Origin of the sequence: Eggerthella sinensis, assembly GCF_003339815.1 — a bacterium.
Lineage (GTDB): Bacteria > Actinomycetota > Coriobacteriia > Coriobacteriales > Eggerthellaceae > Eggerthella > Eggerthella sinensis.
The window spans coordinates 107,301-120,760 of sequence record NZ_PPTT01000010.1; the positions used below are offsets into that span (position 1 = coordinate 107,301).

Below are 13,460 nucleotides of genomic sequence, written 5' to 3' on the forward strand. Positions count from 1 at the left end.
GGGGCATGGACATGAGGCTTGAAACGCTGCGGGAATTCGTCGTATTCGCCAAATGCCAGAACTTCAGTGCTGCGGCGTTGGAGCTGCATTTGTCGCAACCCGCCATGAGCGTGCACATTGCCAACCTGGAGAAGGAGCTGGGCTTTCAGCTGGTCGACCGAAAGCGCGGCGCGGAACTCACGCCTGCGGGGCAGCGGTTTCTCGCCGGCGTGCAGGCGGCGCTTGCCAGCTATGACGAAGCGGTGCGCGCCTGCGACGAACTGGTGAAAAGCTACCCGGCGGTGCGCATCAAAACCACCGGGGACATCCCCTTCCTGCCCGACTTGTTGGCACGCGCGGGCGGTATCCCCTTCGAGCTCATCGAGCTGTCCATCGACTCGCTTGCGCCCTTGACCGAGCTCGATAAGGAAATCGTCGACATCAGCACGTGCTACGATTTTTCCTTCTCGCCCCATCTTGCCGCCGATGCCGAGCGCCGGGGTATCGCAACGGCTTTGGTGGGCGAGGATCGCATGCGTATCTGCATGAAAAAGGACCATCCCCTTGCATCGCTCAGCGCGTTGCGAAGAGAGGACCTGCGCGGTGCTACGGTGGCTATCACGAGCAGCAAGTGGTACGACTTCATGGTTGCGCAGGCTCTCCGCCTGTTCGGCGACGATCTCGACCTGACGTTTCGCATGATTCCCGTGGCGAGCCCTCTCTCGCTCCGCTACGTGGATCTCGGCGACGCCATTGCGTCCTGCGGCATCAACACTGAGGCGCTCACCGACCGCGATGATGTCGTGCTGTTCGACGAGCTGGACGGCCGCCCGCTCACGCTCGACCAAATGGTAGCCTACCGCGCCGACGACCCCAACCCGAACGTCCATGCCCTGATAGAGGCATTTAGGGCATAGTCTGCGCCTGCCTCGTCCTCCGCATCTCCCGATCCCCCCCCATTGCGTCGCGGAGGGGCATGCGACCAACGAGCGCCCCTCGCGACGCAAGGGGGGGGGGTGCGGGGACCCCCAATCTTAATCCCATCTTAATGCTCCAGCTTGCTTCTTTATGCCGCGCTCATGCGGCTTTTTCTATGCTGGGTTGGTGGCGGCGCTGTCGATGCGCTACCACGCCAGGCAACTCGTAAGGAAGGATCAAGATGGGAATCGTTACCGGCATCGTAGGGGGTTTGAGCATCATCGTTGCGCTCTACCTCTTTTATGTGCTTCTGCGAGGGGGTGATGAGCGATGATGGGCGAAGTGTTCGAGTACGCGGTGTACCTTGCACTGCTCGTGGCGTTGGCCATTCCCCTGTCGGGCTACCTCAACCGGGTCATGGCGGGCGAGCGCACCGTGTTGTCGCGCGTGTTCACCCCGGTGGAGAACCTCATCTACCGCGGCATTCGCGTGGACCGCACCGAAGACATGGGGTGGAAGCGCTACCTCGTGAGCGCACTCGCATTCTCGGCGATCTCGCTCGTGGGGCTGTTCGCCATCCTCATGCTGCAGGGCGTGCTGCCCGGCAACCCGGAGGGCCTCCCCGGCCTCAGCTGGGACCTCGCGTTCAACACCGCGGTCAGCTTCGTGACGAACACGAACTGGCAGTCGTATAGCGGCGAGTCGGCGCTCAGCTACTTCTCGCAGGCCATCGGCCTGACGGTGCAGAACTTCGTCACGCCGGCCGTGGGCATCGCCGTGCTGTTCGCCCTGTTCCGCGGCATTGTGGCCGAGAACGCGCCGGGCCTCGGCAACTTCTGGAAGGACGCGACGCGCGCGGTGCTGTTCGTGCTGCTGCCGCTGTCCCTCGTGGTGGCTATCGTCGATGTGGCGCAGGGCTCTCCGCAGAACCTCACGCCGTACGAGACGGTGCAGCTTGTGGAGCCGGTGGGCGTCACCGCCGACGGCACCATCGTGGACGCGGACGATCCCGCGGCCGTGCAAACCGTCACGGAAGAGGTCATCCCCCTCGGCCCGCAAGCCAGCCAGGTTGCCATCAAGCAGCTGGGCACGAACGGCGGCGGCTACAACGGCGTGAACTCGGCAAGCCCGCTCGAGAACCCCTCGCCGCTCACGAACCTCATCCAATGCGTGTCGCTGCTGCTGATTCCGGTGTCGCTCGTGTTCAGCTTCGGACGCTTCGTTAACGATCGTCGGCAAGGACGCGCCCTGTTCGCGGCCCTGTTCATCCTGCTGCTGGCAGGCCTCGTGGCCATCGCGTACTTCGAGCAGACGGGCACGCCGCAGCTTGCGCAAGACGGCGCGGTGTACATGGGCATGACCGACCAGTCGGGCGGCAACATGGAAGGCAAGGAAGCGCGCTTCGGCGTGACGGACTCGTCCGTGTGGGCCGCATTCACCACGGCGGCATCGAACGGCGCGGTGAACTCCATGCACGACAGCTACACGCCCCTCGGCGGCATGGTGCCCATGATTCTCATGGCGCTCGGCGAAGTGGTGTTCGGCGGCGTGGGCTGCGGTCTGTACTCGCTCATCGGATTCGTCCTGCTCACCGTGTTTATCGCGGGCCTCATGGTGGGACGCACGCCCGAGTACCTGGGCAAGAAGATCGGGCCGAAGGAAATGCGCATGGCGGTGATCCTGTGCGTGACGACGCCCCTCGTCATCCTCGTGGGCGCGGCCGTCATGTGCCTCGACCCCGCAACGGTGGACAGCCTCACCAACACGGGCGCGCACGGTTTCTCCGAAGTGCTGTACGCGGCCATCTCGGCAGGCGGCAACAACGGCTCGGCATTCGCGGGTCTCGGCGCGAACACGCCCATGATCAACGTGGTGCTGGGGCTTGAAATGCTGGTAAACCGCTTTATCCCGCTGGCGGCGGCGCTCATCCTGGCCGGTGGCCTGGCGAAGCGCTCGAAGGTGGCCACGAGCTCGGGAACGCTGTCAACATGCAACGCCATGTTCGTGTTCCTGCTCATCGTCATCGTCCTCTTGGTGGGCGCACTCACGATGTTCCCCGCGCTCGCGCTGGGTCCCATTGCCGAGCACCTTCAGATGGTTCTCGGGTAAGGCAAGGTGAATGGAGCTATGACTACAACAACCATGGAAGAACGCGGACGCAACCCCCGCGGCAATCGCAACGACGATGCCATGAGCGCGCTCGCGAAGCGTGCGGTGCGTGACGCGTTCACGAAACTCGATCCGCGTGAGCAGGCGAAGAACCCCGTCATGCTCATGGTGTACCTATCGGCCATCCTCACGTTCATCCTGTTCGTGCTGTCGCTGTTCGGCGTGACGGACTCGCATCCCGCGTTCGTGCTGGCCATCTCGGTGGTGCTGTGGCTCACCGTGCTGTTCTCGAACTTCGCCGAAGCGCTTGCCGAAGGTCGCGGCAAGGCGCAGGCCGACTCGCTCCGCGCCGCAAAGCGCGACGTGGACGCCCACAAGCTCAACCAGGGCCAGGTGGCGAAGGCGGCGCACGTGGACGATCCGGCGGAGTTCTTCCGTCTGAACGCCGACGAGGTGAACTCGGCCACGCTCAAGAAGAAGGACCTGTTCTTCGTGGCGGCGGGCGAGCAGATTCCCGCCGACGGCGAAATCGTCATGGGCGCGGCTTCGGTGGACGAGAGCGCCATCACGGGCGAATCGGCCCCGGTCATCCGCGAGTCGGGCGGCGACCGCTCGGCCGTGACCGGCGGCACCACCGTGCTGTCCGATTGGCTGGTTGTCGAGGTGACGGCCGACGCGGGCCACAGCTTCCTCGACCAGATGATTGCCATGGTGGAGTCGGCCGCGCGCAAGAAGACGCCGAACGAGATCGCGCTCGAGATCCTGCTCGTCGCGCTCACCATCGTGTTCCTCATCGTGGCCGTGGCGCTGTTCCCGTTCAGCTTGTTCACGGCGGGGCAGGAGGGCGCGCCGAACCCGACGACGCTCACCTCGCTCATCGCGCTGTTCGTGTGCCTGGCGCCCACCACCATCGGCGCGCTGCTGTCGGCCATCGGCATTGCCGGCATGAGCCGCCTCAACCAGGCGAACGTGCTGGCCATGAGCGGCCGCGCCGTGGAAGCGGCGGGCGACGTGGACGTGCTGCTGCTGGACAAGACCGGCACCATCACGCTGGGCAACCGCCAGGCGGCCGCGTTCCTGCCGGTCGACGGCGCCACCGAGCGCGACGTGGCCGATGCCGCGCAGCTGGCAAGCCTCACCGACGAGACGCCCGAAGGCCGCAGCATCGTGGTGCTGGCGAAGGAGCTGTTCGACATCCGCGCCCGCTCGCTCGAGGGCTCGGGCATGGAGTCCATCCCGTTCACGGCGCAGACGCGCATGAGCGGCGTCGATTTCGGCGGCCATGAGATTCGGAAGGGGGCGGCCGATGCCGTCAAGGCTTATGTGGAGTCGCACGGCGGCACGTACAGCGCTCAGTGCGCCGGCTTCGTTGAAGATGTCTCCCGCGCAGGTGGCACTCCGCTGCTTGTTGCTCGCGATCATCGTATTCTGGGCGTCGTCTATCTGAAGGACATCGTGAAGCAGGGTATCAAGGAGAACTTCGCCGACCTGCGCACCATGGGCATCAAAACCGTCATGATCACGGGCGACAACCCCATGACGGCGGCGGCTATCGCGGCCGAGGCCGGCGTGGACGACTTCATCGCCGAGGCCACGCCCGAGACGAAGCTCGAGGCCATCCGCGGCTACCAGGCCGAAGGGCACATGGTTGCCATGACCGGCGACGGCACGAACGACGCGCCCGCGCTCGCGCAGGCCGACGTGGCCGTGGCCATGAACAGCGGCACGCAGGCGGCGAAGGAAGCCGGCAACATGGTGGACCTCGACTCGTCGCCGACGAAGCTCATCGACATCGTGCGCATCGGCAAGCAGCTCTTGATGACGCGCGGAAGCCTGACCACGTTCTCCATCGCGAACGACGTGGCCAAGTACTTCGCCATCATCCCGGCGCTGTTCGTGCCGCTGTACCCCCAGCTCCAGGCGCTCAACATCATGCAGCTGGGCAGCCCGTCGTCGGCCATCCTCGCCGCCATCATCTACAACGCCCTCATCATCGTGGCGCTTATCCCGCTGGCGCTGCGCGGCGTGAAGTACCGCGAAGGAACGGCGCAGAGCCTGCTCACCCGCAACCTCGTGGTGTACGGCCTGGGCGGCATGGTGCTTCCGTTCGTCGCCATCAAGCTGCTGGACATGGCCCTCGTGGCGGTGGGCGTGGTGTAGGAGGGAGAAGCACCACCTCCCTCCTGTTCCCACCCTCCAAAGAAAGGATCCTCTTATGACTACGAAAGCAAAAACCTGGATCACCGCCGCCCTCTTCTTCCTCGTCGCCACGCTGCTGTGCGGCGTCCTGTACACGCTCGTGTGCACCGGCATCGCGCAGCTGCTGTTCCCCCATCAGGCGAACGGATCCATCATCGAAGTCGACGGCGTGAAGTACGGCAGCACGGTTGTTGGCCAGGAATTCTCCGACGACGATCATATGTGGGGCCGTCCCACGAACGCGAACGTCGAAACGTTCACCGATGACGCGGGCAACCCCCTCATGTGGTACGGTCCGTCGAACCTCAGCCCCGCGAGCGACGAGTTCGATCAGCTCGTGGCCGAGCGCGTGGAGAAGATTCGCGCCGCGCACCCCGAGAAGGGCGACCGGGCCATCCCGAGCGACCTCGTGACGTGCTCGGGCAGCGGCCTCGACCCACACATTTCGCCGGCGGCCGCCGAGTACCAGGTGGATCGCCTGGCGAAGAACACGGGCAAGAGCACGGTTGAGATCCGTGAGATCATCGAACGGTGCACGGAACAGCCTCAGTTCGGCGTGCTCGGCCAGGCGCGTGTCAACGTGCTGAAGGTGAACCTCATGCTTGATGGTATTCTGTAGGCCAACGAGAAAGGGTAGCGATGGCAGAGACGTACGACTGCGACGCGCGCCCCGACCCCGACGCCATCCTCCGGCAAATCGAGGAGGCCGAGGCGGCCGAGGGCGACACGCGCGGCAAGCTCAAGATATTCTTCGGCTACGCGGCGGGCGTCGGCAAAACGTACGCCATGCTCATGGAGGCGCACGAGGTTCTCGCGAACGGCTACGACGTGGTGGTGGGGTATGTGGAACCCCACACCCGCGTCGAAACCATGGCGCTCGTCGAGGGTCTCGAGCAGATTCCTCCACGTGAGATGCACCATCGCAGCATCACGCTCAAGGAATTCGACCTCGACGCCGCCCTCGCGCGCCATCCGCAAATCGTGCTCGTGGACGAGTTGGCCCACACCAACGCGCCCGGCGGGCGCCACAAGAAGCGCTACCAGGATGTGGAAGAGCTGCTGCGCGCGGGCATCAACGTGTTCACCACGGTCAACGTGCAGCACCTCGAGGGCCTCAACGACAAGATCGCGGCCATCACGCACGTCAGCGTGGCCGAGCGCATCCCCGACCGGCTGTTCGACCAGGCGGCGTCCGTCGAGCTCGTCGACATCGAGCCGGACGACCTCATCGACCGCCTCGAGGCCGGCAAAATCTATCTGCCCGAGCGCGCGAGCACGGCGCTGTCCAACTTCTTCTCGCGCAAGAACTTGGCGGCGCTGCGCGAGATATCGCTGCGCCGCATGGCCGACCGCCTTACCCGCAAGGGCGAATGCGTGGAGTCGGGCAAGCGCATCGAGGTGGGCGAGGACGTGCTCGTGTACGTCACCGCCGATGCGGGCAACGTGAAGGCCATCCGCGAGGCCGCGAACATGGCCGAGGCGTACCACGGCACGCTCACGGCGCTCATCGTGGAAACATCGCGCGACAAGAAGCTGGAAAGCGCGCAGCGCACCCGCCTGCACGACAACGCCGACCTCGCCGAGGAGCTGGGCGCGCACGTGGTCACGCTGTACGGCGAGGACATCGCGCAGCAAATCGCCCAATACGCCGAGACGGCGGGCATCGCGCACATCGTGGTGGGCAACACGATGGGCCTGCGCTCGCTCGCGCTCGGCCGCGAAGGGCTGGCGAATCGGCTCATGCGCCAGGTGCACGGTGCCGTGGTGAACGTGGTGCCCGTGCGCGACCTGCCGGCGCAGTACGGGCGCCTGCGCGAAGCCGCCGGCCTGCGTCCCACGATGGGCGACCTGTGGAAGGCGCTCGCGGCCGTGGCCATCGCCACGGCGCTCGGCATGGGCGTGTACGCCATCGGGCTGTCATCGTCGGTCATCCTCATGTTGTACCTGCTCGTGGTGCTGTTCCTCGCCACGAAGGCCGACGGGTTCTTCTACGGGCTCATCGCCTCGCTCGGCTGCATGCTGGCATACAACTTCTTCTTCACCACGCCGCGCTTCACCTTCAACGCCTACGGGCTGAACTACCCGTTCATCTTCGGCTTCCTGCTGCTGGGCACGCTGGCGGCGTCGTCGCTGGCCGTGCGCATGAAGCGCCAGGCCATCAGCACCACGCGCCGCGCGTACCGCACCGAGGTGCTGCTGGAATCCAGCCGCAAGCTGCAGGCGGCCCCCGATGTTGACACGTGCTTTCGCTTGGCGGCGCAGCAAATCATCAAGCTGCTCAACCGTCCCGTGGTGATGTACCGGTTGCAGGGCGCATCGCTCGGCGCGCCCGAAGTGTACGACGTGCCCGGCACGGTGGGCAACGCGGCTTCGGCGGCGCTCGTGTCGCCGGGCGAGGCGGGCGTGGCGGCGTGGGTGGCCACGAACAACGAGCGCGCGGGCGCCACCACCGAGACGCTTGCCGACGCGCGCTGCCTCTACCTTCCCATCAGGGCGAAGGATGCCGTGTACGGCGTGGCGGGCCTCGTGATGGACGGTGCCGACGACGAGGATTTCGGCGGATTCGAGAAGAACCTCCTCCTCATGGTGCTCGACGAGTGCGGACAGGCCGCCGAGCAGATAAGCCTCGAGCGCGAGCGCCGCCACATGGCCGTGCGCGTGGAGAAGGAGACGCTGCGTTCCAACTTGCTGCGCACCATCTCGCACGACCTGCGCACGCCGCTCACCAGCATCTCCGGGGATGCCGACGTGCTGCTGCACGAGGGCGGCGCGCTGACCGAAGAGCAGAAGACGCGCCTGTACCGCGACATCCACGACGATGCCTGCTGGCTGGTCACGCTCGTGGAGAACCTGTTGTCCATCACGCGCATCGACAACGGCACCCTGCACATCGCCCGTCAGCCCGAGCTCGTGGGCGAGGTGGTGCGCGAGGCGTTGCAGCATGTTGATAGGCGGGCCGGACAGCGGCGCATCGACGTCGTGCTCGACGACGAGCTGCTCATGGCCGAGATGGATGCGCGCCTCATCATCCAGGTCATCATCAACCTCGTGAACAACGCGGTGTCGTACACGCCGCCCGACGGACGCATCGTCGTGTCGGCAACCGCCGTGCCCCGATCAGGGTCGGAAGGGCCGCGCGTGCGCATCGGCGTGTCGGACGAAGGCCCCGGTATTTCGCCGGAGGAGCGCACGCACCTGTTCGACCTGTTCTACAATGGTTCCACCGGCGTGCGCGGCGGCAAGAGCGGCGACTTCAAGCGCGGGCTCGGCCTGGGGCTTCCGTTGTGCCACTCCATCGTGGACGTGCACGGCGGCGTGCTCGAGGTGCACAACGTGCAGCCGCACGGCAGCGAGTTCTCGTTCATGCTGCCCGCGGTGGAAGCTGGTGACGTGATTGCCGACCGCCTGAGCGAGACGGAGGAAGCCCATGGCTGATGGCTACAAGATACTGGTAGTGGAAGACGACGCCGCCGTGCGTCGTCTTGTCACGACCACCCTCAACCTTCACGGGTACGCATGCCAGGAGGCCAAGACGGCCAACCAGGCGCTGCTCGAGCTGTCCACGCAGCCGCCCGACCTCGTGGTGCTCGACCTGGGATTGCCCGACCGCGACGGCGTGGAGGTCATTCGCGCTCTGCGCGAATGGTCGGCGCTGCCCGTCATCGTGCTGTCGGCGCGCCTTGAGGACGCCGACAAGGTGGAGGCGCTCGACGCGGGCGCCGACGACTATCTGGTGAAGCCGTTTTCCGTCGAAGAGCTGCTCGCGCGCGTGCGCGTGGCGCTGCGCCGCCTCGAGCGCGAGCGCGCCATGCGCGGCCAGGCTGAGGAATCCGTCTACGAGAACGGCGGGCTGCGCATCGACTACGCCGCCGCCTGCGTGCATCGCGACGGCGAGGAGCTGCACCTCACGCCGCTCGAGTACAAGCTGCTCTGCCTGCTCGCGCGCAACACGGGCAAGGTGCTCACGCACAACTACGTGCTCAAGGAGGTGTGGGGCAGCGCGCTCGCCTCCGACCGCTCGTCCCTGCGCGTGTTCATGGCCACCCTCCGCAAAAAGATCGAGCCCGACCCCGCCCACCCCCTCTACATCCAAACCCACGTAGGAGTAGGCTACCGCATGATGCGCGTAGACTAACGTGGTTCAAGTTGTAGCAGCGAGGCGGCGTCGGATGCGAATGCATTTTGCTCTCCGCTCCCGCGCTTGACAAGGCAAGCGCGCTCGCGCGCCTCTACGGCGTGACCCTGGACGACCTGGTGTCTGATGATGTCGAAGTGGTGTTTGCCGACCCCGAACCCTCAAGCGAAGACGGAGGAGCGCCCAGCTTGCAGGTGCTACGGCGTTTGGAGGGGAAGCGCATGTCGAGCCAGATTTTCGCCGGAGCAGCTAGCCCTCACTCCTTCGCGAAGCCTACGATGCCGAAGGCGCCGGGGCCGCCGTGGGACGAGATCACGTTGCCGGTGGTGATCCAGCTCACCGACTGGAAGCCCTGTTCGCGGGCCTCTTCCTCGGCCACGCGCTCGATGTCGGGGGACAGCCCCTCCGCGCGGATGAACACGATGCGCGAGCGATCGAGGTTCTCCTGCTGCGGGTACTCCGCCATGAGCTTCTTCGCCGCCTGCATGGACGAGCCGCGGTACTTCTTCGTGGCCACCAGCTTGCCGTCGAGAATTTCCACCACCGGCTTGATGCGCAGGATGTGCGCGCCCACGTACGCGGCGTTGCTCAGGCGCCCGCCGGCGCGCAGGAACTCCAGGCTGCCCGGCAGAAACGCCATGCGGATGCGTTCGATGCGATTGCGGATGGCCTCGTCAAGCGCCGCGTCGGAGATGTCGGGCTGCGCTTCCAGCAGTTCGGCGATGCTCAGCACCACCAACGCCTGCCCGGCGGTCACGCTCTTCGTGTCGTAGCTCGTGATGCCGCTGCGCCCCTTCGCCGCCGTGAGCGCCGATTCGTACGAGCACGTGGTGACGGCGGAGTACGCCAGGTGGATGATCTGCGCGTCGGGATGCTCGCGCTCGATGGCGTCGAACACCTTCGCGAAATCCTCGGGCATGCTCCCGCTCGTTTTCGGCAGCTCGCCCGTGGTGCGGTAGTGCTCGAAAATGCGCGAGACGGGAATGGTGCCGTCGTCGAAGGTCTGGTTGCCGAACGACACGTGCATGGGCACGATGGCAATGCCGTGCTGCTGCGCGAGCTCCGGGGGAATGTCAGCGCCGGTTTCCGCAACGAGAATACGAGTGGTCATGAGGCGCTCCTTTTAGTGGGGGTATCCTAGTGCGGCTTGATTGCCACGTGCACGGCAGCGATGCCGCCAGTGTAGTTCTTCCAGGTCACGTCAGTAAATCCGGCCTTTTCCATCATGGTGGCCAGCCCGCGTTGGTCGGGGAACGCCTTGATGGAGCGCGACAGGTACACGAATCCCTCGCGGTCGCCCGTGATGAGGCCGCCCCAGAAAGGGATGAGGTGCTTGAGGTAGAAGCTGTACAGCGCGCGCCACACGCGGTTCGGCGGCGTGGAGAATTCCAGGCACACGAGCGCGCCGCCGGGCTTGAGCACGCGGAACATCTCGGAGAGCGCCTGATCGCGCTCGGGCATGTTGCGGATGCCGTACGCCATGGTGATGGCGTCGTACGACGCGTCGGCGTAGGGGATGTGCTGCGCGTCCACCACTTCGAAATCCACGAGCACGCCTTCGGCCGCGCCGTCGGCGTAGTGAGCGCGCGCCACGTCCAGCATCTCGTCCACGAGGTCGGTGCATTGAATGTGGCGGGGGTGCTTCGCGCGCGCAACGGTGAACGTGACGTCGCCCGTGCCGCCCGCGATGTCGAGCACGTCGGCATCGGCGCCGATGGGGGCCTGGCGCATCATGCCGGCGAGCCACGCCTTGTAGGCGCCGAAACTCGAGACGGCGTTGAAGCGCTCATACTTCTTGGCGATGGACGAGAAGATGTCCTTCACGCGTTCGGACGAAATATCGGCAGGCGCTTCCTTGCCGGTGGCGGTATCGATGCTCAAAAGAGGTGCTCCGTTGATTGGATAAGAGGGTAGGATGCACCTTTATTATACAGGAAAGGAACTTGCCACGAACAGGCTCCTTTTTTGAACAGACGGAGCGTATAATCTCCCGAGCCAACGACGGAGACTGAGGAGCACCTTTGCAAAACGAGCACGACGACCCCGTATTTGAAGAAGAGCAACAGCACCTGAGCGACACCTACGCGAAGCTGCAAACCATGGGCCACGACTTGCTGGCGAAGATGGAGAAGAACAGCAAGAGCGCTGCCGAAGACAAGCTCGCGATGACCGACGAACTCACGGTGAACCTGGCCAGCTATGCCGACGCCATGGAAACCTACGCCGATTTCGCCACGGTGAACCGCGTCATCGACGCGTACAACCTGGCGCAAACCGTCGATGCCGAGAAGCTGACCAGTATCCAGGTGCTGCTCAAGCAGCCCTACTTTGCGAAGGTGACGCTGCAGCTCAAGCCCGGGCAGGAGCCGAAGGACCTCTACATCGGCACCGCCGGCATATCCGACGAGGACTACCGTCGCCTCGTGGTGGACTGGCGCTCGCCGGTTGCCGAGGTGTACTACAACCAGGAAAACGGCCCCACGTCGTACGTGGCGAACGGCCGCACCATCAACGTCGACCTCAAGCTGCGCCGCCAGTTCGACATCGACGCCGACACGCTGAACGCCTACTTCGACACGAGTGTGGCCATCCAGGACACCATGCTGCTGGCCTCGCTGTCGAAGCGCCGCACGGCGCAGATGCAGGCCATCACCGCCACCATCCAGAAGGAGCAGAACCTCGTCATCCGCCACGAGGACGTGCCGTCCCTGCTGGTGAACGGCATCGCGGGCAGCGGCAAAACCTCCGTGCTCATGCAGCGCATCGCGTATCTGTTCTATCAGCAGCGCGACGAACTCGATCCCAGCCAGGTGTTCCTCATCACGCCGAACCCCGTGTTCCAGCGCTACGTGGACAACGTGCTGCCCGACCTGGGCGAGCGCAACCCCCAGCTGCTCACCTGGGACGAGTTCCTGCAAGGCGTCATGCCGCCCGAGCGCACCGGCGGTCAGGCGCCCGCGTCGCTCGACACGCTCGAGCGCATCGACGAAGCCTGCGCCACGTTCACGTTCGACGACCACGACTTCAAGGACATCCACTGCGAAGGCGAGCGCTTCATCGCGGTGGGGCAGATCTTGCAGGTGGCGGCAAAGTTCAGGAACATTCCCGCCGGCCCGCACCTCGTCACGCTCATGCGCGAAGAGCTCGAGCAGCGCGTGATGAGCCGCTTGAAGCAGCTGGCCACGTCGGAGAAGGTGCTCGACGAAATCTCGCTGCTCAGTCCCGACGAGCAGGTGGAGCTGTTTCGCGAGACGTTCAACCCGCACGACGAAGACGAGGTGCGCGCCGTGGCGCAGCAGTTCGTGGACGCGCGTTACGCGGGCGCGCTCGAGGCCGTGCGCCGCGACGACTGGCTGCGCATCGACCGCATCGGCATGCGCCTGCTGGGCGTGGAGAACCTGACTGCCGTGGAATGGCTTTACCTCAAAATGGCGCTCACGGGCCTCGGCAACCCGGACGCGAAGTACGTGATGATCGACGAGGTGCAGGACTACACGGTGGCGCAGCTTGCCGTGCTGGCGCGCTATTTCAAGCGTGCGCACTTCCTGCTGCTGGGCGACGAGAACCAGGCCATTAATCCGGGCACGGCGACGTTCGCCGAGATCCGCGCGCTGTTCGAGCGTGTGCGCGGCCCGCTTGAGGAATGCCGTCTCATGACCAGCTACCGTTCGACGCCCGAAATCACCTCCCTGTTCGCGCGCCTGCTCGACCACGCCGAGCGCGTGCGCATCTCGTCCATCCAGCGCGAGGAAACGGCTCCCGTCATCCTCGCGTGCGCCGACGAGCAGGAGTACGATCGCGAGCTGCGCCGCGTCATCGCCGAAGCGTCCGACGACGACGGCCTGACCGCCGTGGTGGTGCCGCAGAAGCATGCGGCGAAGCAGTTGCAGAAGAAGCTCGAGCAGCTGGGCGACAGCGCCCCGCAGCTCATCGACGCGAATGCGACGCTGCCGCAGTGCGGCGTGGTGCTGGTCCCCCTCAAGCTGGCGAAGGGGCTCGAGTTCGACCACGTCATCGTGCCCGACGCGAGCGAGCGCGTGTTCCCCGACAACGCCCTCACGCGCCGCCGCCTGTACACCACCATCTCCCGCGCCACCCGCAGCATCACCCTGCTCGCCCC

General features: G+C 65.4%; 9 protein-coding genes. 7 read left to right on the top strand and 2 right to left on the bottom strand.

Annotation, left to right across the window (positions count from 1 at the left end):
- The first annotated feature begins 11 nt into the window (after nt 1–11).
- The 6 genes from C1876_RS07420 (at nt 12) to C1876_RS07445 (ending at nt 9,340) form a co-directional block, all read left to right on the top strand.
- Nucleotides 12–896 carry a LysR family transcriptional regulator gene (locus C1876_RS07420; RefSeq protein WP_158544645.1) on the top strand — a complete coding sequence of 295 codons (885 nt, stop codon included), beginning with the start codon at nt 12–14 and terminating at the stop codon, nt 894–896.
- Between the two features lie 331 nt (nt 897–1,227).
- Nucleotides 1,228–3,006: a potassium-transporting ATPase subunit KdpA gene (gene kdpA / locus C1876_RS07425; RefSeq protein ID WP_114546083.1), complete on the top strand. Its 1,779-nt coding sequence runs from the start codon at nt 1,228–1,230 to the stop codon at nt 3,004–3,006.
- Between the two features lie 18 nt (nt 3,007–3,024).
- Nucleotides 3,025–5,166, top strand: coding sequence for a potassium-transporting ATPase subunit KdpB (gene kdpB, locus C1876_RS07430; RefSeq protein WP_274542566.1), 2,142 nt, complete (start codon nt 3,025–3,027; stop codon nt 5,164–5,166).
- Nucleotides 5,167–5,221: 55 nt separating this feature from the next.
- Nucleotides 5,222–5,824 carry a potassium-transporting ATPase subunit KdpC gene (gene kdpC / locus C1876_RS07435; RefSeq protein ID WP_114546084.1) on the top strand — a complete coding sequence of 201 codons (603 nt, stop codon included), beginning with the start codon at nt 5,222–5,224 and terminating at the stop codon, nt 5,822–5,824.
- Nucleotides 5,825–5,844: 20 nt separating this feature from the next.
- The gene (locus C1876_RS07440; RefSeq protein ID WP_114546085.1) at nt 5,845–8,640 is read left to right on the top strand and encodes an ATP-binding protein; all 2,796 of its coding nucleotides are present in this window, start codon (nt 5,845–5,847) and stop codon (nt 8,638–8,640) included.
- The gene (locus C1876_RS07445) at nt 8,633–9,340 is read left to right on the top strand and encodes a response regulator (protein ID WP_114546086.1); all 708 of its coding nucleotides are present in this window, start codon (nt 8,633–8,635) and stop codon (nt 9,338–9,340) included. The genes C1876_RS07440 and C1876_RS07445 overlap by 8 nt, the downstream gene beginning before the upstream one ends.
- A 256-nt stretch (nt 9,341–9,596) precedes the next feature.
- Here the strand turns inward: C1876_RS07445 and C1876_RS07455 are convergent, their stop codons facing one another.
- Entirely contained in the window at nt 9,597–10,451 is an 855-nt protein-coding gene (locus C1876_RS07455; protein ID WP_114546087.1) for a DegV family protein, read from the bottom strand.
- Between the two features lie 26 nt (nt 10,452–10,477).
- Entirely contained in the window at nt 10,478–11,221 is a 744-nt protein-coding gene (locus tag C1876_RS07460; protein ID WP_114546088.1) for a class I SAM-dependent methyltransferase, read from the bottom strand.
- A 140-nt stretch (nt 11,222–11,361) separates the two neighbouring features.
- On the opposite strand from C1876_RS07460, the gene C1876_RS07465 reads away from it, so the two are divergent.
- Nucleotides 11,362–13,460, top strand: a 2,099-nt coding sequence (locus C1876_RS07465) for a HelD family protein (RefSeq protein WP_244910075.1), incomplete at its 3' end; no start/stop codon positions are given.

Coding starts and splice junctions, on each gene's coding strand:
- C1876_RS07420 (WP_158544645.1), top strand. CDS start 12: ATGAGGCTTGAAACGCTGCGGGAATTCGTCGTATTCGCCAAATGCCAG.
- kdpA (WP_114546083.1), top strand. CDS start 1,228: ATGATGGGCGAAGTGTTCGAGTACGCGGTGTACCTTGCACTGCTCGTG.
- kdpB (WP_274542566.1), top strand. CDS start 3,025: ATGACTACAACAACCATGGAAGAACGCGGACGCAACCCCCGCGGCAAT.
- kdpC (WP_114546084.1), top strand. CDS start 5,222: ATGACTACGAAAGCAAAAACCTGGATCACCGCCGCCCTCTTCTTCCTC.
- C1876_RS07440 (WP_114546085.1), top strand. CDS start 5,845: ATGGCAGAGACGTACGACTGCGACGCGCGCCCCGACCCCGACGCCATC.
- C1876_RS07445 (WP_114546086.1), top strand. CDS start 8,633: ATGGCTGATGGCTACAAGATACTGGTAGTGGAAGACGACGCCGCCGTG.
- C1876_RS07455 (WP_114546087.1), bottom strand. CDS start 10,451: ATGACCACTCGTATTCTCGTTGCGGAAACCGGCGCTGACATTCCCCCG.